This window comes from Allobosea sp. NPDC055594 (genome assembly GCF_053618995.1).
In genome coordinates this window covers 585,672-607,501 of record NZ_JBSHIO010000001.1, presented here as the reverse complement: position 1 = coordinate 607,501, position 21,830 = coordinate 585,672, and the positions used below count along the sequence as shown (strand labels likewise).

22 protein-coding genes are annotated in these 21,830 nt (G+C 68.0%); 10 read left to right on the top strand and 12 right to left on the bottom strand.

What is annotated here, in order from left to right:
• Positions 1-12: 12 nt before the first annotated feature.
• On the bottom strand, positions 13-1,218 hold the full coding sequence (locus ACWGRX_RS02815; protein WP_452116329.1) for an MFS transporter: 1,206 nt from the start codon (positions 1,216-1,218) through the stop codon (positions 13-15).
• The gene (kdsA, locus tag ACWGRX_RS02810) at positions 1,211-2,080 is read right to left on the bottom strand and encodes a 3-deoxy-8-phosphooctulonate synthase (protein ID WP_452116328.1); all 870 of its coding nucleotides are present in this window, start codon (positions 2,078-2,080) and stop codon (positions 1,211-1,213) included. The genes ACWGRX_RS02815 and kdsA overlap by 8 nt, the downstream gene beginning before the upstream one ends.
• Positions 2,081-2,353: 273 nt before the next feature.
• On the opposite strand from kdsA, the gene ACWGRX_RS02805 reads away from it, so the two are divergent.
• Genes ACWGRX_RS02805 through ACWGRX_RS02795 form a run of 3 tightly spaced genes read left to right on the top strand, consistent with a single transcriptional unit; the run spans position 2,354 to position 4,936 of the window.
• Positions 2,354-3,016 carry a tetratricopeptide repeat protein gene (locus tag ACWGRX_RS02805; protein WP_452116327.1) on the top strand — a complete coding sequence of 221 codons (663 nt, stop codon included), beginning with the start codon at positions 2,354-2,356 and terminating at the stop codon, positions 3,014-3,016.
• 49 nt (positions 3,017-3,065) lie between these two features.
• Positions 3,066-4,460, top strand: a complete 1,395-nt coding sequence (gene der / locus ACWGRX_RS02800) for a ribosome biogenesis GTPase Der (protein WP_452116326.1) — start codon at positions 3,066-3,068, stop codon at positions 4,458-4,460.
• A gap of 23 nt (positions 4,461-4,483) precedes the next feature.
• On the top strand, positions 4,484-4,936 hold the full coding sequence (locus ACWGRX_RS02795; RefSeq protein ID WP_452116325.1) for an NUDIX hydrolase: 453 nt from the start codon (positions 4,484-4,486) through the stop codon (positions 4,934-4,936).
• 108 nt (positions 4,937-5,044) lie between these two features.
• Here the strand turns inward: ACWGRX_RS02795 and ACWGRX_RS02790 are convergent, their stop codons facing one another.
• From ACWGRX_RS02790 to rpsF, 10 genes are all read right to left on the bottom strand, one after another.
• The gene (locus tag ACWGRX_RS02790; RefSeq protein WP_452116324.1) at positions 5,045-5,785 is read right to left on the bottom strand and encodes an SDR family NAD(P)-dependent oxidoreductase; all 741 of its coding nucleotides are present in this window, start codon (positions 5,783-5,785) and stop codon (positions 5,045-5,047) included.
• A 17-nt stretch (positions 5,786-5,802) separates the two neighbouring features.
• A complete protein-coding gene (purF, locus tag ACWGRX_RS02785; RefSeq protein WP_291645327.1) occupies positions 5,803-7,275 on the bottom strand; it encodes an amidophosphoribosyltransferase in 1,473 nt (490 codons plus the stop codon).
• Between the two features lie 28 nt (positions 7,276-7,303).
• Positions 7,304-8,002 carry a CvpA family protein gene (locus ACWGRX_RS02780; RefSeq protein WP_291640040.1) on the bottom strand — a complete coding sequence of 233 codons (699 nt, stop codon included), beginning with the start codon at positions 8,000-8,002 and terminating at the stop codon, positions 7,304-7,306.
• 193 nt (positions 8,003-8,195) lie between these two features.
• A complete protein-coding gene (gene radA, locus ACWGRX_RS02775) occupies positions 8,196-9,620 on the bottom strand; it encodes a DNA repair protein RadA (RefSeq protein ID WP_452116323.1) in 1,425 nt (474 codons plus the stop codon).
• 6 nt (positions 9,621-9,626) lie between these two features.
• Positions 9,627-10,757, bottom strand: coding sequence for an alanine racemase (gene alr, locus ACWGRX_RS02770; RefSeq protein ID WP_452116322.1), 1,131 nt, complete (start codon positions 10,755-10,757; stop codon positions 9,627-9,629).
• Positions 10,754-12,244, bottom strand: coding sequence for a replicative DNA helicase (locus ACWGRX_RS02765; protein WP_291640047.1), 1,491 nt, complete (start codon positions 12,242-12,244; stop codon positions 10,754-10,756). The genes alr and ACWGRX_RS02765 overlap by 4 nt, the downstream gene beginning before the upstream one ends.
• 153 nt (positions 12,245-12,397) lie before the next feature.
• On the bottom strand, positions 12,398-12,964 hold the full coding sequence (gene rplI, locus ACWGRX_RS02760; RefSeq protein WP_291640049.1) for a 50S ribosomal protein L9: 567 nt from the start codon (positions 12,962-12,964) through the stop codon (positions 12,398-12,400).
• A gap of 36 nt (positions 12,965-13,000) precedes the next feature.
• Positions 13,001-13,945 (bottom strand): DUF2232 domain-containing protein, encoded by a 945-nt coding sequence (locus tag ACWGRX_RS02755; protein ID WP_291640051.1) that lies wholly within the window; start codon positions 13,943-13,945, stop codon positions 13,001-13,003.
• A gap of 179 nt (positions 13,946-14,124) precedes the next feature.
• Positions 14,125-14,370 carry a 30S ribosomal protein S18 gene (rpsR, locus tag ACWGRX_RS02750; RefSeq protein WP_038367644.1) on the bottom strand — a complete coding sequence of 82 codons (246 nt, stop codon included), beginning with the start codon at positions 14,368-14,370 and terminating at the stop codon, positions 14,125-14,127.
• Positions 14,371-14,373: 3 nt separating this feature from the next.
• A complete protein-coding gene (gene rpsF, locus ACWGRX_RS02745) occupies positions 14,374-14,823 on the bottom strand; it encodes a 30S ribosomal protein S6 (RefSeq protein ID WP_291640053.1) in 450 nt (149 codons plus the stop codon).
• A gap of 344 nt (positions 14,824-15,167) precedes the next feature.
• Here rpsF and fabD point away from each other — a divergent pair, with 344 nt between their 5' ends.
• The 7 genes from fabD (at position 15,168) to gmk (ending at position 21,803) form a co-directional block, all read left to right on the top strand.
• Positions 15,168-16,115: an ACP S-malonyltransferase gene (gene fabD, locus ACWGRX_RS02740; RefSeq protein WP_452116321.1), complete on the top strand. Its 948-nt coding sequence runs from the start codon at positions 15,168-15,170 to the stop codon at positions 16,113-16,115.
• Positions 16,116-16,191: 76 nt separating this feature from the next.
• Positions 16,192-16,929, top strand: coding sequence for a 3-oxoacyl-[acyl-carrier-protein] reductase (gene fabG / locus ACWGRX_RS02735; protein ID WP_291640057.1), 738 nt, complete (start codon positions 16,192-16,194; stop codon positions 16,927-16,929).
• A 253-nt stretch (positions 16,930-17,182) separates the two neighbouring features.
• Positions 17,183-17,416 carry an acyl carrier protein gene (locus tag ACWGRX_RS02730; protein WP_066468900.1) on the top strand — a complete coding sequence of 78 codons (234 nt, stop codon included), beginning with the start codon at positions 17,183-17,185 and terminating at the stop codon, positions 17,414-17,416.
• A gap of 53 nt (positions 17,417-17,469) precedes the next feature.
• On the top strand, positions 17,470-18,735 hold the full coding sequence (fabF, locus tag ACWGRX_RS02725; RefSeq protein ID WP_452116320.1) for a beta-ketoacyl-ACP synthase II: 1,266 nt from the start codon (positions 17,470-17,472) through the stop codon (positions 18,733-18,735).
• Positions 18,736-18,871: 136 nt separating this feature from the next.
• A complete protein-coding gene (gene mltG / locus ACWGRX_RS02720) occupies positions 18,872-20,185 on the top strand; it encodes an endolytic transglycosylase MltG (protein WP_452116319.1) in 1,314 nt (437 codons plus the stop codon).
• Between the two features lie 83 nt (positions 20,186-20,268).
• The gene (locus tag ACWGRX_RS02715) at positions 20,269-21,150 is read left to right on the top strand and encodes a YicC/YloC family endoribonuclease (protein WP_452116318.1); all 882 of its coding nucleotides are present in this window, start codon (positions 20,269-20,271) and stop codon (positions 21,148-21,150) included.
• Positions 21,150-21,803: a guanylate kinase gene (gene gmk / locus ACWGRX_RS02710; RefSeq protein ID WP_452116317.1), complete on the top strand. Its 654-nt coding sequence runs from the start codon at positions 21,150-21,152 to the stop codon at positions 21,801-21,803. The genes ACWGRX_RS02715 and gmk overlap by 1 nt, the downstream gene beginning before the upstream one ends.
• The last annotated feature ends 27 nt before the right edge of the window (positions 21,804-21,830 follow it).

Here is a 21,830-nt window from a genome sequence, read left to right as displayed (position 1 = left end):
TGACGGTAGTGCCTACGTTCGGCTGCCGCCCAGCGAGAGGACCCGCGGCACCAAGAGGCCGAGCAGTCCGACCGCCGCGGCGAAGGACAGGATCGCGCCGCTGGTGCCGAACAGATGCAGGGCCGTGCCCATCAGCAGCGGTCCGAGCGCATGGCCGCAGAACAGCGCGCAAGCGAACAGCGCCACCGCCGAGCCGCGTGCGCTCGGTGCGAGCTCTGTCGCCAGCGCCTGGAAGGTGCCGTGCATCAGGAAGAAGCCGAAGCCGCTCAGCATGAAGATGGCGATCGCGCTCCACCAGGGCAGCATCGGCAGTGCGAACAGGCAATAGGCCAGCGCCATCAGCACGCCGCCGGCCGTGGTCATCCGCGCCGGGCCGAGCCGCTCGACCAGGATCCGCGTCAGGATGCCGTAGACGATGCCGCCGAGGCCGGTGCCGGCGATGACGATGCCGGCCTGCGAGGGGCCGACGCCCGCCCGTTCCTGCAGGATCGCCGCGACATAGGGCGGCATGCCGAAGACCAGCGCCCCCTCGATGATGACGAGGCCGTAGAGCACCTTGGTCTGCGGATTGGCGAAGACGGTAGCGTAGCGCGCGAGCGCGCCTGAAAAACTCAGCTTCGGGCGCTGCGCGTCCGGCCGAGGCTTCAGCACGATCATCACCAGGATGCCGGCGATGGCGGCGAGCGCGCCGGCGACCAGGAAGACGCCGCGCCAGCCGATATGCGTGGCGATCAGGCCCGAGCAGGCTGCCCCCGCCATCTGGCCGACGATCATCAAAACGAGGAAGCGCCCGAGCTGGACCTGGCGCTCGGCCATCGGGGCTCGGTCGCCGATCGCCGCCATCGCCGCCGGAATCACGCCGCCGGCGACGATGCCGGCCGCGGTGCGCATGACCGTCAGCGCATCGAAGGACCAGGCGAACGCTGCCGCTGCCGAGAGCGTGGCGAGCAGGAGCAGACAGGTCGAGATGGTGCGCAGCTTGCCGAAGGAATCGGCCACCGGCCCGAGGAAGGGCTGGCCGATGGCATAGGCGAAGGAGAAGGCGGTCGCGATTGCGGCGACCTGGGGGACGCTGCGGGTGAATTCGCTCGCCAGCGTCGGAACCAGCGGATCGAGGATCCGCATGGTGAAGGTCGAGGCGAAGCCGCAGGCCCCGAGGACGAGGATCAGGGCCTTGAGCGAGCCAGGGGCGGGCTGCGGCTGCGCCGCCTCAGCCATGGGCCGGCGCAACCTGCGCGATGCGCTTGGCGACGCGGTCGAACTCCTGCAGCTGCCGGATCAGGGTGGGAAACTCGCGCAGCGGCACCATGTTGGGCCCGTCGGACGGCGCCTTGTCGGGATCGGGATGGGTCTCGATGAAGACCCCGGCGACGCCGACCGCGACCGCCGCCCGCGCCAGCACCGGCACGAATTCGCGCTGCCCGCCGGAGGAGGCGCCCTTGCCGCCGGGCTGCTGCACCGAATGGGTAGCGTCGAAGATCACCGGCGCGCCGATCTCGGCCATGATCGGCAGGCTGCGCATGTCGGTCACCAGCGTGTTGTAGCCGAAGGAGGCGCCGCGCTCGGTCAGCATCACGTTCGGGTTGCCGCTCTCGGTCACCTTGGCGGCGACATTGACCATGTCCCAGGGAGCGAGGAACTGGCCCTTCTTGACGTTGACGATCTTGCCGGTCGCGGCGGCCGCGACGAGCAGGTCGGTCTGGCGGCAGAGGAAGGCGGGGATCTGCAGGATGTCGACGACCTCGGCGACGGCGGCGCATTGGCCGGCTTCGTGCACGTCGGTCAGCACCGGCAGGCCGGTGCGCTCGCGAATCTCGGCAAAGACGGGCAAGGCGGCCTGCAGTCCCATGCCGCGCTGGCCCTTGACGCTGGTCCTGTTCGCCTTGTCGAAGGAGGTCTTGAAGACGAGGCCGATGCCGAGCCCGGCAGCCATGTCCTTGAGCGCCAGCGCGACTTCCAATGCGTGCTCGCGGCTTTCCATCTGGCAGGGGCCGGCGATCAGGGCGAGCGGCAGGGCGTTGCCGAAGCGGACCGGCTGGGCGAGATTGGCGCCGGCTGTAACGATGGCGTTGGCGCTCATGGCTTTTTGATCCTGCTTTCGGATGTGCCGAGGGCCGAGGCGCCGGGCTGGGAGATCCGGCTGCTCTGCCGCCTGCGCGGCACCATCCTGCGACGCGTCCCGCGCTCTAGGGCCTGTCCGCCTCGCAGGTCAAGCAGTCGGCGCCCTCTGAGCCCCTGGCTGGGAGCCGGACATGCGGCCTGCGCAGATCCGTGGCCGCGGCGATATCGATCCGGCTCGCAATCTGCCGGCGAAAGTGCTACCCGGCAGGGCAGCAAGCATTTCCGAGGCGTTATGTCCGATATTTTCCGCGAGATCGACGAGGAGGTTCGCCGCGAGAAGGCGGCGGCCATCTGGAGCAAGTACAGCAACGTCTTCATCGCGATTGCCGTGATCGCCGTCGTGGGCGTCGCCGGCTGGCAGTTCTGGCAGCACCAGGAACGGCAGAAGGCGGAGGCCGTCGGAGCGAAGTTCGAAACCGCCCTGCGCGCCGCCCGTGACGGCAATGGCAGCGAGGCGGAGTCGATCCTGACCGAGCTTTCCGCCAATGCACCGGCCGGCTATCGCCAGCTCGCCCGTTTCCGCCTGGCCGGCGAGGTCGGCAAGCGCGATCCCGCCGCTGGCGCCACCGCCTTCGACGCGCTCGCCAATGACGGCGCTCTCGAGGCGAGCTATCGCGATCTCGCCCGCCTACGCGCCGGCCTGCTGCGGGTCGACCTCCTGTCCTATGCCGAGCTGCGCAAGGCTCTCGAACCGCTGGCGACGCCTGCCGGGAACTGGCGCCATTCCGCCCGGGAAGCGCTCGGCATCGCGGCGCTCAAGGGCAATCTCTACGAGGACGCCGGCCGCTGGTTCGACGCCATCGTGACCGATGCCGAGACGCCGGCGAGCTTGCGCCAGCGGGTCGAGCTCTATCTTACGCTGGTTCGCGGCGGCGCCGTCGAAACCAAGAACTGACGCCGCGCGCCGGTCCGTATCGGCCGGTGCCGGCCCAACTGGACGGATCATGACCGCGACCATCGCCATTGTCGGCCGCCCCAATGTTGGCAAGTCGACCCTGTTCAACCGGCTCGTCGGCAAGAAGCTGGCGCTGGTCGACGACCGTCCGGGCGTCACGCGCGACCGGCGCGAGGGCGAGGCCAGCCTCGGCCATCTGCGCTTCACGGTGATCGACACTGCCGGCCTCGAGGAGGCCGACGAGCACTCGCTCGCGGGCCGTATGCGCGCGCAGACCGAGACGGCGATCGAGCAGGCCGACGTCATCCTGTTCATGATCGACGCCCGTCTCGGCCTGACGCCGATGGACCAGCCCTTCGCCGATCTGGTGCGTCGCTCCGGCAAGCCCGTCATCCTGCTCGCCAACAAGGCGGAAGGAAACAAGGGCAAGGACGGCGTCATGGAGGCTTATTCGCTCGGCCTCGGCGACCCCGTGCCATTCTCCGCCGAGCATGGCGAGGGCACCGCCGACCTGCTCGAAGCCCTGATGCCCTATGTTGCCGAAGAGCCGGAGGAGGACGAGGAGGAACTCTGGGCCGAAGCGCCCGCCGCCCTCACGGAGGACGAGGAGGAGGGCGACGACCCCAACAAGCCGCTGCGCGTGACCATCATCGGTCGCCCCAATGCCGGCAAGTCGACCCTGGTCAACCGGATGATCGGGCAGGACCGTCTGCTGACCGGCCCTGAGGCCGGCATCACCCGCGACACCATCTCGGTCGACTGGGACTGGCGCGGCCGTCCGGTCAGGCTGTTCGACACCGCCGGCATGCGCAAGCGCGCCCGCATCGAGGAGAAGCTCGAGAAGCTCTCGGTCGCCGATGCGCTGCGCGCCATCCGCTATGCCGAGGTCGTGGTCGTGCTGCTCGACTCGACCATTCCCTTCGAGAAGCAGGACCTGACCCTGGTCGATCTGACGGAGCGCGAAGGCCGCTGCGTCGTCATCGGCCTCAATAAATGGGACCTCGTCGCCGACAAGCAGGGCTTGCTCGCCGAGCTGAAGGAAAAGGCCCATCACCTGCTGGCGCAGGTCCGCGGCGTCGAGATCGTGCCGCTCTCCGGCCTCGCCGGCGAGGGCATCGACAGGCTGATGCAGGCGGTCTTCCGCGCCTATGGCGTCTGGAACCGCCGGGTCTCGACCGCGCGAATCAACCGCTGGCTGGAAGGCGTGCTCTCGGCCCATCCGCCGCCGGCCGTCGCCGGCCGCCGCATCAAGATTCGCTACATGACGCAGGCCAAGGCGCGCCCGCCGACCTTCGCGCTGTTCGGCAACCAGCTCGAGCATCTGCCGGTGTCGTATACGCGCTATCTGGTCAATAACCTGCGCGACGCCTTCGAGTTGCCGGGCACACCGATCCGCCTGCATACGCGCGGGGGCACGAACCCCTACGACAAGGCCAAGCGCTGATGCTTCGGGACTGAGCGGGATCGATGCGAAAGACCGGTTCCCATGTTTTCGCATCCTGCTCAGGCGCGCCCGAAACGGTCAGCGCGCTCTTCCTCAGAACCGACGGGAAGGTGCTGCTTGGTCTGCGAGCCTCTTGGAAGCGCGCCTGGGCCGATCATTGGGATGCGATCGGCGGACGCGTCGAGGCCGGCGAGGGGCTCGACGAAGCCTTGCTGCGCGAATGCCGCGAGGAGGTCGGGCTCGTGCCGACGGTCTATCGCCTGATGCTCTCGGCTCCCGAATATTTTCCGGAGCGGAACGGTGCCGCGCTGCATCACATCTATGTGGTCTCGGCCTGGGATGGCGAGACAGCCGAGAACCTCACCGACGAGCACAGCGAGATCGGCTGGTTCTCGCTCGACGAGATGGCGGCCCTGCCGAACCTGACGGTGGCCGAGCTGATCGCGGTGGTGCAGGAGTATCGGGCGGCGCCGTAAGGGCGCGTCATGCTCGGGCCTGACCCGAGCCTTTCATGACGAGAAAAGGCGCCCCTGTCGGCGAGAACCGCTCGGCTCTTCGCTACGCTCTGGCCGAGAATGACGGCCTTAGGCCGGCATCTGCGGCGTCAGCACCTTGCCTTGCGGGAAATCGAAGATCTTGCCGGTCTCCGTCCAGTCGGGCGAGGCGAGGGCAACCAGATGCGGCGCCAGATCCTCCGGCGTCCTCAGGGTCTGCGGGTCCTCGCCCGGCATCGCCTGGGCCCGCATCCGCGTCCGCAGCGGGCCGGGATTGACCAGCATCACGCGCAAGGGCGATGTCGACGTCTCGTTGGCATAGGTGCGCGCCATCGCTTCGACCGCGGCCTTGGAGATCGAATACGGCCCCCAATAGGCCATGCATTTATGCGCGGCTCCCGAGGAGAGCAGGATCACCCGGCCAGCATCGGAAGCCTGCAGTGCCGGCTCGACGGATTTCAGCAGCCGCCAGTTCGCGCTGACGTTGATGTCGAAGACCTGAGCCCATTCCTTGGGGCTGGCATGGGTCAGCGGTGCGAGCGGGCCGAGGATGCCGGCATTGGCCAGCATGATGTCGAGCTTGCCCCAGCGCTGCAACAGGGCCGGGCCGAGCTTCTCGATTGCGCCGGCATCGGCGAGATCGGCCGGAACCAGCGTGGCGCTGCCGCCGACCGCCCGGATCTCGTCGTCGAGTTCCTCGAGCGCACCGGTCGTACGCGCCAGCGCCACGACATGGGCGCCGGCTTCGGCATAGGCGAGCGCCGCGGCGCGGCCAATCCCGCGCGAGGCTCCGGTGACGAGCGCGACGCGCCCCTGCAAAGGCTTGGTCATGGCAATCCGTCGAAGGTTCAGCCGGCTTCGGCCAGCAGCGACAATTTCTGCTTGGCGCTCTCGCCGACGACATCGGTCAGCGAGGTCGGATAGTCGCCGGTGAAGCAATGATCGGTGAAGGCGGGCTGGGCCGGGTCGCGGCCTGAATGGCCCATGGCGCGATAAAGCCCGTCCACCGAGAGGAAGGCGAGCGAATCGGCGCCGACGAACTGGCGCATCTGCTCGAGCGTATGCGTCGCCGCGAGCAGCTTTTCGCGGTCCGGCGTGTCGATCCCGTAATAGTCGGGATGGGTGATCGGCGGCGAGGAGATGCGGAAATGCACCTCGCGCGCGCCCGCCTCGCGCATCATCTTGACGATCTTGAACGAGGTCGTGCCGCGCACGATCGAATCGTCGACGAGCACGATGCGCTTGCCGGCCACGACGCTGCGATTGGCCGAGTGCTTCAGGCGCACGCCGAGCTCGCGGACCTTCTGGGTCGGCTCGATGAAGGTGCGCCCGACATAATGGTTGCGGATGATGCCGAGCTCAAACGGGATGTTGCTGGCCTGGGCGAAGCCCAGCGCGGCAGGAACGCCGGAATCCGGTACCGGCACGATCACGTCGGCATCGGCCGGCGCTTCGGCGGCGAGCTGGGCGCCCATCGCCTTGCGGCGCTCATAGATGCTCTGGCCCTTCACGACCGAATCCGGCCTGGCGAAGTAGATGTACTCGAAGATGCAGGGCCGTTCCGCCGCCGGCGGGAAGGGCTTGTGGCTCTCGATGCCCTGCTCCGAGATGACGATGACCTCGCCATTCTCGACCTCGCGCACGAACTTCGCGCCGATGATGTCGAGTGCACAGGTCTCGGAGGCGAGGATCGGGCAACCGTCGAGCTCACCGAGGACCAGCGGCCGGATGCCGAGCGGATCGCGCACGCCGATCAGCTTCTTGTTGGTGATGCCGACGAAGGCATAGGCGCCCTCGATCTGGCGGATCGCCTCGACCAGCCGGTCGATGAAACGCGTCTTGCGGCTGCGCGCCACCAGATGCAGCAGCACCTCGGTGTCTGAGGTCGACTGGTAGATTGCGCCGTCGCGGACGAGATTGCGCCGCAGCGTCAGCGCATTGGTCAGATTGCCGTTATGGGCGACCGCAAAGCCGCCGCCATGCAGCTCGGAAAACAGCGGCTGGACATTGCGCAGAATGGTCTCGCCGGTGGTCGAATAGCGCACATGGCCGATCGCCTGCGTGCCCTTGAGCTTGTCGATGACGCCGGCATCCGAGAAGGCGTCGCCGACAAGGCCGAGCCGGCGCTCGGAATGGAAACGCTTGCCGTCGAAGGAGACGATGCCGGCCGCCTCCTGCCCGCGGTGCTGCAGCGCATGCAGCCCGAGCGCGGTCAGCGCCGCCGCATCGGCATGTCCGAAAATGCCGAAGACGCCGCACTCCTCGCGCAGGCGGTCGGCATTCGGGTCGAACGCAGCCTCGCAATCGCGGATCTGGCTCATCTGTGGCTCCATCGGGATGGCTCTCCACTCAGGGGCGCGCTGCGGCGGCCCCGGTGCTTCCTGTTGCGCCGGTGGAATCGATCACGCGCTGCAGGGCCTGACGGTCCGGCGCGCCGGGGGCCTGCGTACGACGTTGCGGATCGGTCGAAGGCGTGCCCGCGGGCGGGGTGCGCGGCTCCTCGGCCGGCGCCTCGGTCGGTTCACCGCCGGTCTTGGGCTGCAGCAGCTTCTTGATGAATTCGGAGTCGATGTCCTGCGGCAGCATGGTCAGCAGGCTGCGCCCGGTCTCCTCGAGAATCGGCTTCGAGCGGGAATCGCGCGCCCAGGCCGGCTGCATCTTCTCGGGCACCAGGGCGGTGAAGAAGAGATAGCCGACGACGGCCAGGAGCAGGCCGCGCCCGGCGCCGAAGACGAAGCCGAGCGTACGGTCGAGCGCGCCGATGCGCGAATCGAGCACGAAATCCGAGATCCGCGCCGTGATCAGCGAGACGATGATCAGCGTCGCCAGGAACAGGCCGGCGATCACCACGACCAGCGCCACCGTCTTGTTCGGGATGTGCTGCTGGGCGATCGGCAGAAGCTGCGGGTGGAACACCCAGGCGATGATCGCGGCGGCCGCCCAGGAGGCGATCGCCAGCACCTCGCGGGTAAGACCGCGAACGGCCGCCAGCAAAGCGGAAACGAGAACCACGCCGATGACGACGAGATCGAGAAGGGTCACAGGCATGTCAGGGCCGCTTCGCTGAAAATTCGGGTCCAGCCCGCTGGAGATGGGGAGGCCAGGCGGATTTTGCTATACAAGTTCAAGCCTCGCGCGTCACCCATGCAGTCGGCTCATTTTGCACTGCGAGAACCGGCCCGGATCAGGCCGCCCGGCTTGATCGCTGAATCCGTCTCTCCGCCTCCGGATCGAGGCCGTTCTATTGCTCGGCTTGCCGGGCACGTTGACCGGAACGAGCACGCGGCGCGGTCGCGGCAATCTCGGCGACGAGCTCGCCGACATGGCTGATCCGTTTGAGCCCGAGCCCGCCGCCATCGCCCGATTCGGCCCCGCCGACGGCCATGACGGCGCTGCCGAAGCCGAGCTTGGCGGCTTCGCGGAGCCGGGCCGCCGAAACCGAGACCGGGCGGATGGCGCCCGAAAGCGCGATCTCGCCGAAATAGACCGAGCCTGCCGGCAGCACCGCACCGGTCAGCGACGAGACCAGTGCCGCCGCGACCGCGAGATCTGCGGCCGGCTCGGCGACGCGCAGCCCGCCGGCGACGTTGAGATAGATGTCGTGCTGGCCGAGCTTCAGCCCGCCATGCGTTTCCAGCACGGCCAGGACCATGGCGAGGCGGCTGTTCTCCCAGCCCACGACGGCACGGCGCGGCGTGCCGAGCGCGGTCGGCGCCACCAGGGCCTGGATCTCGACCAGCACCGGCCTCGTGCCCTCGACACTGGCGAGCACGGCGGCGCCCGGCGCGCCCTGGTCGCGGCCGGTCAGGAAAAGCGCCGAGGGATTGCCGACCTCGGAAAGTCCCTGGCCGGTCATCTCGAAGACGCCGATCTCGTCGGTCGCCCCGAAACGGTTCTTCTGGCCGCGCAGGATGCGGAAGGCATGCGCGCCTTCGCCCTCGAAGGAGAGCACGGCGTCGACCATGTGCTCGACGACTCGCGGGCCGGCGATCTGTCCGTCCTTGGTGACATGGCCGACCAGGATCAGGCAGGCGCCCGAGGTCTTGGCATAGCGGATCAGGGCCTGGGCCGAGCCCCGGACCTGCGTCACCGTGCCGGGCGCGCTCTCGACCTCGCCCGACCACATGGTCTGAATCGAGTCGATCACCACCAGGGCAGGGCGCTCGCCCTGGCCGAGCGTCGCGATGATGTCCTCGACATTGGTCTCGGCCGCGAGGTCGACCGGCGCCTCGGCGAGACCCATGCGCTGCGCCCGCAGGCGGACCTGGCTGGTCGATTCCTCGCCCGAGACGTAGACGACGCGCCGCCCGGTCAGCGCCATGGCGGCGCAGGCCTGCATCAGCAAGGTCGACTTGCCGATGCCGGGATCGCCGCCGATCAGCAGGACCGAGCCCGGCACGAAGCCGCCGCCGGTGACGCGGTCGAGTTCGCCGATGCCGGAGACGATGCGCGGCGCATCCTGCGTCTCGCCCTTCAGGCTCTCCAATGCGAAGACGCGGCCCCGTGCCCTGCCGCCGCCGCTGGCCCTGCCGCCGCCGGGCACCGGGGCGGCCTGCGCCTCCTCGGACAGCGACGACCAGGTGCCGCAGGCATCGCATTTGCCCTGCCAGCGATGATAGACCGCGCCGCAGGCTTGGCATGCATAGGTCGGACCACGCTTGGCCATTACGGCCTAGAGCCCGACATAGCGCCGGGCATGGCGCCGCCCGAGACTGGTCAGGACTTCATAGCCGATGGTCTTGGCGCCGGCGCCGACCGCTTCGAGATCGAGCTCGCCGCCGATCAGCGTGACGGGTACGCCGCGTACCGCTGCATCGGCCGGGGCATGCGTGACGTCGACGATGATCAAATCCATCGAGACGGTGCCGACGAAGGGGCAGCGCAGCCCGCCGACCAGCGCCGAGCCGCCGGGCGAAGCATCGGTCCAGCTCGCATTGCGCGGATAGCCGTCGGCATAGCCGAGGCTGATCGTCGCGAGCCTGCGCCGGCCCTGGGCGGTCCAGCGGCCGTTATAGCCGACCTGGGTGCCGGCCGCGACGTCGCGGACCTGCAGGATGCGGGCCTCGAGTCCGACGACAGGCTGCATCGGGTTCGGCCGGCCGGGGGTCGGGTTACCGCCATAGAGCGCATAGCCGGGACGGGTGAGCTGGTAGGACGGGCAGTCCGGCAGGAAATGGGCCGACGAATTCTTCAGTGAGGCCGGCACGCCCGGAAACGCCGCCGCGATCTCGGCAAAGGCGGCGATCTGGCGGGCATTGGCCGGGTCGGCGACATCTTCCGAGGAGGCGAAATGGCTCATCACCAGTCCGATCTCGGCCGCGGCGATGACGCCGGAGCGTTCGCGGGCGAGATCGAGCCCTTCGCCGACCCAGAGCCCGAGTCGGTTCATCGCGGTGTCGACATGCAGTGCTGCCGGCCTGACCCTAGCCCCGCCCTGGCGGAAGCCGGCCCATTCCAGTAGCTCCTCATGCGAGCCCAGCACCGGCGAGAGATCGTGCTCGGCATAGGTCGCGCAGCTCTCGGGCGGCAGGCCGTTCAGCACATAGATCGTCGCTTCGCGCGCGACTGCACGGGCGCGGATGCCTTCGGAAAGGTGCGCGACGAAGAAATTCCGGCAACCGGCTGCGGCAAGCGCGGTCACGGCAGGCTCGATACCGATCCCGTAGGCATCGGCCTTGACCACGGCAGCGGCCTCGGTACCGGCGCGCGCACCGAGGGCGCGCCAATTGGCGACGAGCGCCCCGAGGTCGATCGTCAGAGCGGCGCCGTGGTCGGCGTTCTTCGGCGTGTCGAAGGGGCTCATTCAAGGCGCTCCGGAAGATGGCTCTGGTCGGCCCTGTCGGAGAAGCGCGTCACGTCGGCGTCGAACTGCAGGGCGATGGTTCCGGTCGGGCCGTGGCGCTGCTTGCCGATGATGAGCTCGGCCAGGCCATGAGCCGCTTCCATCTCGATCTGCCATTTGTTGTGCTCTTCGGTGCCGGGGCGCGGCTCCTTGCCTTTCAGATAGTACTCGTCGCGATAGACGAACATCACCACGTCGGCGTCCTGCTCGATCGAGCCGGATTCGCGCAGGTCGGAGAGCTGTGGGCGCTTGTCGTCGCGGCTCTCGACCTGGCGTGAGAGCTGGGAGAGCGCTACGATCGGGACCTCGAGCTCCTTGGCCAGAGCCTTCAGGCTGGTGGTGATCTCGGTCAGCTCCTGCACGCGGTTCTGGCTGTTCTTCGAGGAACCGGCGAGCAGCTGGAGATAGTCGATGAACAGGACGTCGAGTCCCTTCTGGCGCTTCAGCCGCCGGGCGCGGGCCATCAGCTGGGCGATCGAGATACCGCCGGTCTGGTCGATATAGAGCGGCAGCTTCTCGATCTGTGCGGCGACGTCGCTGAGCCTGGCGAACTCGGCCTCGGTGAGGCGGCCCTGCCTGATCTTGTAGGAGGAAATGCTGGCCTGCTCGGCGACGATGCGGGTCGCGAGCTGATCGGCCGACATTTCGAGCGAGAAGAAGCCGACAATGCCGCCGTCGACGGATTTGAGCTCGCCGTTCTCCTGGCGCTCGGCCCGCCAGGCCTTGGCGATGTTGAAGGCGATGTTGGTGGCGAGCGAGGTCTTGCCCATGGCGGGGCGCCCGGCGAGCACGATCAGGTCGGAGCGCTGCAGGCCGCCCATGCGCTGGTCGAGGTCGCGCAGGCCCGAGGAAATGCCGGAGAGGCCGCCGGCGCGCTGAAAGGCGCTGGCGGCCATGTCGATGGCGAGCCGCATCGCCTGGTCGAATTTCTGGAAGCCGCCCTCATAGCGGCCCTTTTCCGCCAATTCGTAGAGCTTGCGCTCGGCATCCTCGATCTGCTCGCGCGGCGCCATGTCGACGGGCGCGTCATAGGCGACGTTGACCAGTTCCTCGCCGACACCGATCAGCTGGCGCCGGATGGCGAGGTCGTAGATGGTGCGGCCATAGTCCTGGGCGTTGATGACGGTGGTGGCTTCGGCCGCCAGCCGCGCCAGATATTGCGAGGCGGTGATCCCGCCGAGGTCGAGCTCGCCGACATAGGTCTTCAGCGTGATCGGAGTCGCGATCTTGCCGGCGCGAATCAGCCCCGACATCAGCTCGTAGATGCGCCGGTGCAATTCCTCGAAGAAGTGCTCGGGCAGCAGGAAGTCGGAGACCCGGTAGAAGGCGTCGTTATTGACCAGGATCGCGCCCAGCAGCGCCTGCTCGGCCTCGATATTGTGAGGTTGGACGCGGAAATGCGCCTCGTTGTTGTCGAGGCGGGCGATGAGGGCGGTGGCGCTGGACATGGCCTTGGATAAGTCAGAGTCGCGGGGTCATGAACCTGAACGAAATAGGAACATTGCGAATACCGAAAACCGTGCCCGCTGTCCACAGCACCAACGAAAAGGGCGCCGTGTTGCCACGGCGCCCATTGACTCCGGACTGGGCCGGAAAGGCGATCAGCGATCGTCGTCTTCGCCGGCCTCGGCCAGCGCAGCGCCGACCTCGAGGCCGAGATCGTCGAGGTCGAAGGCCTCGCGGGCGGTGACGTCCTCGCCGCGCACCTGGCGCTCCGCCTCTTCGGCCGAACGGGCGATGTTGACGGTGACGGTGACCGAGACTTCCGGATGCAGCACGACCGGGACGCTGTGCAGGCCGAGGGTCTTGATCGGGGTGTTCAGGGTGATCTGGCCGCGATCGACCGAGAAGCCGTCACTCTTCAGCGCTTCGGCGATGTCACGGGTCGAAACCGAGCCGTAGAGCACGCCGGACTCGCCCGACTGGCGCAGCATCACCACCGAATGCCCGTCGAGCGACTCGGCAACCGTATCGGCTTCGTGCTTGAGCTCGAGGTTACGGGTCTCGAGTTCGACGCGCTGGTTCTCGAAACGCTTCTTGTTCTCTTCGGTGGCGCGCAGGGCCTTGCCGCGAGCGAGCAGGTAGTTGCGGCCGTAGCCGTCGCGCACGCGCACGGTCTCGCCCATCTGGCCGAGCTTGGCGACGCGTTCGAGCAGAATGACTTCCATGGTTCTTCTCCTTGATGTTTCGTCGAGAGGTCGATGTCAGGCGGTAGGCGGCGTCGACGATCCGCGCCGGCGCAAGTCGATCAGCGCGTCGGCGATGCCGAGCAGCGCGAGGAAGGGGAACACCGTGATCAGCATGACCAGCAGCGCCAGATAGACCGCGAACAGGGTCGGCATCCGCCAGGCCTTGCCGCGGCTGAGATCGTGCACCGCCGCCAGGCCGGCCAGGCCGAAGGCCGCAATCAGCGCGCCGGTGACGGCCGCGCCGGCCAGGCCGACGAAGCCGCCCATCAGGCTCACCACGAAGCCGGCGATGAGCGCCGCGACTGCCTTGGCGGGCAGGCGGGTCGCCGGAATGAAGGGCCAGGGCCGCGGCAGCCGCCCGGAAAGCTGAACCGCCTTTGCCGCCAGCCAGAGATTGGCGACGATCATCGGAACGAAGGAGGCGCCGGCGGCGGCCGGAACGAGCGCCGCGAGGCGGGCGGCGAGGTCGGCGGCGTCGATGCCGTTCGGCAGGCGTACGGAAGGGCCGACGCCCTCGCCGCCGCTGAGCACGAGCTGCAAGCCGCGCGTCATGATGCTGCGATAGGTCTCGTAGTCGGGTGCGATCGCGAGGGCGCCGCCAACCGTCACCAGCGTGGCGACCGCGGCGATCCAGACCAGCAGCCGTCCGAGTGGATACCACTCGCTGGAACCCTCGCCGTCGGTGCGCGCCAGCAAAGCGAGATAGGCGATCCACCAGGCCGGCAATGCGGCGCCGATGGCGAAGGCGAGGCCGAGCGGCACTTTCAGCACGACCGCGACTGCGGCGGTGCCGCAAGCCGTCGCGACCAGCCCGGCCCGATGGTTCCAGCCGAGCGCGGCGATGAAGACCGGGAGCGGCGCGACATAGGACAACAGCAGCGCCAGCGGCGATCCGGTGATCACCACTGTGAACAAAAGGGCTGAAACCAGCCCCGCGCCGATGCCGACGATGGGTAGCATGTCCGTCCTGCTGTCCCGCTGCTCTCGCGTGCTTTCCGTCAGACCGGAACAGGCTCGCGGCAGGGTGAGAGGGCTTTTCGCCTCAACATACCCGGAGGGGTTTCACCGCCGGGCGACCAGTAGTTCATCAGTTTGGTAGACCGGTGGCGCCGAGGCGCCACCGGGAGATGTTCAGCCGCTCAGCGGATGACGTAGGGCAGCAGGCCGAGGAAGCGGGCGCGCTTGATCGCCTGGGCGAGCTCGCGCTGCTTCTTGGCCGAGACGGCCGTGATGCGCGACGGCACGATCTTGCCGCGCTCGGAGATGTAGCGCGAGAGCAGGCGCACGTCCTTGTAGTCGATCTTCGGAGCGCCTTCGCCCGAGAACGGGCAGGACTTGCGGCGGCGGAAGAAGGGGCGGCGGGCGCCGGCAGATGCGGTCGACATGGATCAGGCCTCCCCGGCGGGGGTTTCGGTGGCTTCGTCTTCGCGGCGCGGACGCTCGCGGCGCGGGCCGCGGTCGAAACGGTCGCCGCCCGGACCGCCACGGTCGAAACGGTCACCGCGCTCGTCACGGTCACGCTTCTGGAGCATGACCGACTGGCCGTCCTCGAGCGCCTCGACGCGGATGGTCATGAAGCGCAGCACGTCTTCGTTGATGCGCATCTGGCGCTCCATCTCGGCCACGGCGGCCGGCGGGGCGTCGATGTTCAGCAGCGAATAATGCGCCTTGCGGTTCTTCTTGATGCGGTAGCCGAGGGACTTGACGCCCCAGTACTCGACCTTGGCGACCGAGCCGCCATTCGCCTCGAGGATCCCCTTGAACTGTTCGACAAGGGCCTCGACCTGCTGCGCGCTGACATCTTGTCGCGCGAGCAGAACATGCTCGTACAATGCCATGAGTGGCCTTCCTTCTTTCACCTGCTTCGTCCGGCGCGGAGCCCTTCGAGCCCTGGATAAGGCCCGACAGGATTTCATCGAAGGCGGAGACACGGGATGGTGGCGGCCCGGAAGAGCAGCCGAGCGGAGCGGTTCCGGAAGGGAGCGCTCCGCCATCCGTTCAGCCTCCGGCCGAACAAGCAAGGGGCTCGTTACAGGCAGATGGCGCTTTACGCAAGCCGAAAACACCGCAAAATAGCCGCGCAAGTCGAGTTTTGGCCCGTCCGAGCCTTGACTTGGTTGCCCACCGGGTGCGACTGCGCCGCGCAACGTTAACCAGGCGCGATCTTCAGGACCAGCAGGACATGGCGACGGCTTTCATCTTTCCAGGGCAAGGTTCACAGGCGGTCGGTATGGGCAAGAGCCTCGCCGAGGCCTTTCCGGTGGCCCGCGCCGTTTTCGACGAGGTCGACGCAGCTCTGGCACAGAAGCTTTCGGCGCTGATGTGGGAAGGGCCGTCCGAGGAACTCACCCTGACCGCCAACGCTCAGCCCGCGCTGATGGCGGTGAGTCTGGCAGCGATCCGGGTGCTCGAGGCCGAGGCGGGCCTCTCGCTGGCGCGCGACGCGGCCTTCGTGGCCGGGCATTCGCTCGGCGAGTATTCGGCGCTGGCGGCGGCCGGCACTTTCTCGATCTCCGATGCGGCACGCCTGCTGCGCATTCGCGGCGACGCGATGCAGAAGGCCGTCCCGGCGGGTGAGGGGGCGATGGCCGCCCTGCTCGGCGTCGATCTGGATCAGGCCCGTTCCATCGCTGCCGATGCCGCCGAGGGGCAGGTCTGCGAGGCAGCCAATGACAATGGCGGCGGCCAGGTCGTGCTCTCCGGAGCCAGGGCTGCCGTCGAGCGTGCCATCGCGCTCGCTGGCGAGCGAGGCGTGCGCCGCGCCATGCTGCTTCCAGTGTCGGCGCCCTTCCATTGCGCGCTGATGCAGCCGGCGGCCGAGGCGATGCAAGCCGCCCTGGCGGAGGTCGCGATGGCGGCGCCGGTCGTGCCCGTGATGGCCAATGTCGGGGCGGCTCCGCTTTCCGATCCCGCCGCGATTCGCGCTTCGCTGGTGGCGCAGGTCACCGGCACGGTGCGCTGGCGCGAATGCGTCGAGGCCATGGCCGCGGCCGGCGTGACGCAATTCTTCGAGGTCGGCTCCGGCAAGGTCCTCGCCGGGTTGGTCAAGCGCATCGCAGCGGGGGCTGCTGCCTCTTCGATCGGCTCGCCTGACGATGTCGCGAGCTACAAGGCCCAGCGGGGCATCTAGGACTGTTGCGACGATGAGGGCCGGCTCCTCGCATGGGCCGGCCGACATGACGGCAGAATGCCGAAAAGGAGGAAGAATGCTTGATCTGACCGGGAAGAAGGCGCTGGTGACCGGCGCCACCGGCGGGCTCGGCGGTGCCATCGCCCGGCGGCTGCACGCACAGGGCGCGGCCGTCGCCTTGTCGGGGACCCGGGTCGAGGCGCTGGAGGCCCTGGCGAAGGAACTGGGCGAGCGCGTCGAGATCGCGCCCTGCAATCTCGCCGATCGCGATTCGGTCGAAGCCCTCGTGCCGGCGGCCGAAGCCAAGCTCGGCGGCCTTGACATTCTCGTCAACAATGCCGGCGTCACGCGCGACAATCTGTTCATGCGCCTGAAGGACGAGGACTGGGACCTGGTGCTCGCGGTCAACCTGACCGCCGCCTTCCGGCTCTCGCGTGCCGCGGTGAAGAGCATGATGCGCCGGCGCTATGGCCGCATCGTCTCGATCGGCTCGGTGGTCGGCACCTCCGGCAATCCCGGCCAGGGCAATTACGCGGCGTCGAAGGCCGGGCTGATCGGCATGTCGAAGTCGCTGGCCTCCGAGGTGGCCAGCCGGAACATCACCGTCAACGTCGTCGCGCCCGGTTTCATCGAGTCGCCGATGACCGAGGTGCTGAACGAGAAGCAGCGCGAGAGCATCCTCGCCGACGTGCCGATGGGGCGTTTGGGTGTGGGTGACGATGTCGCCGCGGCGGTGGCCTATCTGGCGAGCTCCGAAGCCGGCTACGTCACCGGCCAGACTATCCATGTCAACGGCGGAATGGCAATGATCTGAGTGGGTTGCGGTGGTTTCCTGGAGCGTTTCGATGCTTCTGGAGAACTCTCGCCAGCCTATTACGAGTGTGTTAACTACCCAGCCGGCGGCGCGACGATCGCCAGCCGGGGGGCTTGACGCCAACCCGGTTGTTGCGTTTGTGCAGCCATGAACACCCGACCGGCGCCCGCGGAGGCGCGAGGGCCGGCCGGGAAACCGATTTCAACGACGCGTCGCTGTCAGCGGTGTGTTTTCAAGGTTTGAGGATAGACCCATGAGCGATGTCGCCGAGCGCGTGAAGAAGATCGTGATCGAGCACCTCGGCGTCGACGCCGACAAGGTCGTCGAAGGCGCCAACTTCATCGAGGATCTCGGTGCGGACAGCCTCGACACTGTCGAGCTGGTGATGGCGTTCGAGGAAGAGTTCGGCGTCGAGATTCCCGACGATGCCGCCGAGACGATCGTGACGGTCGGCGACGCCGTCAAGTTCCTGTCGAAGTCCGCCTGAGCGGCTCAGAGTCCAGCGCGCGAACCAGCGTCTTGACCGAGCGAGGAATACCGATGCGACGTGTCGTCGTCACCGGACTTGGCATGGTGACCCCGCTTGGCTGCGGGGTCGATGCGACCTGGTCCCGCCTGATCGCGGGCGAGAGCGGCGCCGGCCCGATCACGAGCTTCGATGCTTCGGATCTCCCCGCCCGCATCGCCTGCAACATTCCGCGTGGCGATGGCTCCGCCGGCACCTTCAATCCCGATGATTGGATGGAGTCGAAGGAGCAGCGCAAGGTCGACGACTTCATCGTCTTCGCCATGGCTGCCGCCAGCCAGGCGCTGGACGATTCGGGCTGGAAGCCGGAATCCTACGAAGATCAGATTCGTACCGGTGTCGCCATCGGCTCCGGCATCGGCGGCCTTGGCGGCATCTATGACGGTTCGCTGCTGCTGAAGGAGCGTGGACCGCGCCGTCTCTCGCCCTTTTTCATCCCGGGCCGGTTGAGCAACCTTGCCGCCGGCTATGTCTCGATCGAGCACGGGCTGAAGGGCCCGAATCACGCAGTCGTCACCGCCTGCTCGACCGGAGCGCATGCGATCGGCGATGCGGCCCGCATGGTGGCGCTCGGCGACGCCGAGGTGATGGTCGCCGGCGGCACCGAATCGGCGATCAACCGCCTCGGCATTGCCGGCTTCTGTGCCTGCCGTGCGCTTTCGACCAGTTTCAACGACACGCCCGAAAAGGCTTCCCGGCCCTATGACAAGGACCGTGACGGCTTCGTCATGGGCGAGGGCGCCGGCGTCGTCGTGCTGGAAGAGCTCGAGCACGCGCTTGCCCGCGGAGCCCGGATCTACGCCGAGATCGTCGGCTATGGCATGTCGGGCGATGCCTATCACATCACCTCGCCGTCCGAGGACGGGGACGGGGCCTATCGCTGCATGCAGGCGGCGCTGAACCGTGCCGGGCTGCGCGCTTCCGATGTCGACTACATCAACGCCCATGGTACCTCGACGCAGGTCGGCGACGAGATCGAGCTTCGCGCCGTCGAGCGCCTGCTCGCGAACGCGCCGCAACGCCCGGCGATGTCCTCGACGAAGTCGGCGACCGGCCATCTGCTCGGCGCTGCCGGGGCGATCGAGGCGATCTTCTCCATCCTGGCCATTCGTGACCAGGTTGCGCCGCCGACGATCAATCTCGACAATCCCTCGGTCGAGACCGAGATCGATCTCGTGCCACACAAGGCCAAGCAGCGGAAGATCGACGTCGCGCTCTCCAATTCCTTCGGCTTCGGCGGCACCAACGCATCCCTGGTGATGCGGCGTTTCGTCGACTAAGTCGGGGAAAGCGCGCTTTCGCCATAATTTTCGCTAGCCTGTCGCGACCGCGCTGCCAGACTATCGGGCGCGGCCGAGAGGTCGATTCCATGCCGGCAAAACGGCTCGTGATGTCGGAAGATCAGGCGTAAGCACTATGAATCAGCCGCCCCGCGTTGCGCCGAGGAGCCCAAACGAGGCGTTGAAGCCGGTAGCGCCTCCTTCGCCGCCGCCGAAGGTGCGTCGCCGCCGGCGTTCGCCTTTCATCGCGATGCTCAGCGGGCTGTTCACCGCAGCGCTCGTACTCGCCGGCCTGGTCGGTGGCGGCATCGCTTTCGTCGAGAGCCGCAGCCGTGCGCCGGGCCCGCTCGCCAATGATCGGGTGCTGATCATTCCGAAGGAGAGCGGGCTGACCGAGATCGCCGAGCTGCTCCAGCGCGAGGGGCTGATCGAATATCCCTGGGCCTTCCGCCTCTCCGCGCTGCTCTCGGGCAACTGGACCAAGCTCAAGGCCGGCGAATACCTGTTCAAGGCCCGCGTCAGCCAGCGCGACATCATCGACATCATTGCCGAAGGCAAGGCGGTCGAGCATTCCGTGACCATTCCCGAGGGCCTGACCAGCGAGCAGATCATTGCGCGCCTGAAGGATAACGAGCTGCTCACCGGCGAGATCATCCAGGTTCCGCGCGAGGGCGCGATGCTGCCGGACACCTACAAGTTCCAGCGCGGCTCGACCCGGCAGGCCATGGTCGATCGGATGACGCGTGACCAGCGCCGCATCCTCAACGATATCTGGGCGCGCCGCCCTGCGGATCTGCCGATCAAGACGCCTCAGGAACTCGTCATCCTGGCCTCGATCGTCGAGAAGGAGACCGGGCGAGCCGATGAGCGCACCCGCGTCGCAGGCGTCTTCATCAACCGGCTCAACCGCAAGATGAAGCTGCAATCCGACCCGACGATCGTCTATGGCCTGGTCGGCGGCAAGGGCACGCTCGGACGCGGCATCCTGCGCACAGAGATCAGCCAGGCGACGCCCTACAACACCTATGTGATCGACGGCCTGCCGCCGGGGCCGATCGCCAATCCCGGCCGCGCCGCGCTCGAGGCCGTGGTCAACCATTCGCGGACCAAGGATCTCTATTTCGTCGCCGACGGCAGCGGCGGCCACGCCTTCGCCGAGAGCTTGGAGCAGCACAACCGCAATGTCGCGCGCTGGCGCCAGGTCGAGGCCGGTCGACGCGAGGCCGGCAAGCCGGCGCCCGAAGCGAGCATCGACAAGGCCGAGCCGCCGCCATCGCCGGACTCGCGCACCGAAGCGCCGGGCGGGGCGCGCTCCCAGTCGGCGCAGGGCGGCGCCGAGGGCACGCGCGCGCGCGCCTTCGACGCGTCCGAGGGGACCGATCGCGACCCGCTCCTCAATCGTAGCTTCGACCTGAACAGTCCCAAGGTCGTACCCGCCCTGCGGCCATGACCGGGGCTTTCCACTTCTCGCGCTTGTCGTCGTGACAAGCCCTGTCTAGGGTCCGGCCGCATTCGCGGCAGGAATTACGCACCATGGCAATCGAAAGCATGACGGGTTTCGCCCGCGAGGCCGGGACCGTCGCCACTCACGCCTTCGCCTGGGAGGTGCGCAGCGTCAACGGCCGTGGCCTTGATGTCCGCGTTCGCGTGCCACCGGGCTTCGAGCAGTTCTCGGAGGCGGCGCGCAAGCAGATGTCGGCGGCCTTTTCGCGCGGCACGCTGCACGTCAATCTCGCCATCACCAGCGCGGCGGCCCCGGCGCGGCCGCGCATCAACCAGGACGCACTCGCCGGATTGCTCGATGCCGCCGCCCGGGTGCCGCTGCCGGCCGGCATGGCGCCGGCCTCGCTGGACGGCCTGCTCGCCATTCGCGGCGTCGTCGAGATCGCCGAGGAGGCGGAGGATACCGCCTCGGTGCTCGAGAAGCCGGTCCTTGCGGCGCTGGACCGGCTGGTCGCCTCGCTCAAGCAGGCGCGGCTCGGCGAGGGGCAGGCGCTCGAGAGCGTCCTTGCGGGCCATCTTGGCACCATCGCCCGGTTGACCGGCGAGGCCGAAAGCCACCCGGCCCGCAGCGTCGAGGCGGTGAAGGCTCGGCTCGCCGGCCAGGTCGCGGCCCTGATCGAGGCCAGCCATACGCTCGACCCGCAGCGCCTGCATCAGGAGGCGGCATTGCTCGCCGTCCGAGCCGATATCCGCGAGGAGATCGACCGGCTGCACGCCCATGTCGCCGGCCTGCGCGAACTGCTCGCCCAGGGTGGGCCGATCGGCCGCAAGCTCGATTTCCTGGCGCAGGAGTTCGGTCGCGAATCCTCGACGCTCTGCGCCAAGGCCGGCGATCCCGGCCTGTCGCGCATCGGCCTCGATCTGCGCACGACGGTCGACCAGCTGCGCGAGCAGGTCCAGAACGTGGAATGATGGCGATGGTCGATCTCGTCCGCCCGGCCCGTCGCGGCCTGATGCTGATCCTGTCGTCGCCCTCCGGCGCCGGCAAGTCGACCCTGACGCGCACGCTGTCGCAGAAGGAGACCAATCTCGACCTCTCGGTGTCGGTGACGACGCGGGCGCGGCGCCCCTCCGAGATCGAGGGGGTGCATTATCACTTCATCGAGCGTGAGGTCTTCGACGGCCTGCGCCAGCGCGACGAGCTGCTCGAATCCGCCGAGGTTCACGGCAATGGCTATGGCACCCCGCGCAAGCCGGTCGAGGAGGCCTTGAAGGCCGGCCGCGACGTGCTCTTCGACATCGATTACCAGGGCACGCAGCAAATCCTCGAAAAGGCCCGCGAGGACGTCGTGGCGATCTTCATACTGCCGCCTTCCATGGCCGAGCTGCGCTCGCGCCTGGTGCGCCGGGCCGAGGACGCGCCCGAGGTCATCGCCAAGCGCCTCGCCAATGCCCGCGACGAGATCGCGCGCTGGAGCGTCTATGATTACGTCATCATCAATGACGATCTCGGCGCCGCCTATGAATCCGTGCGGGCCATCCTCGTCGCCGAGCGCCTGAAGCGCGCGCGCGCCACCGGCATGGCGAGCTTCGTCGAGCAACTGCTCGACGAACAGACGGCTTGAGGAGCCGGCGGCAGCGCTGATTGCGCC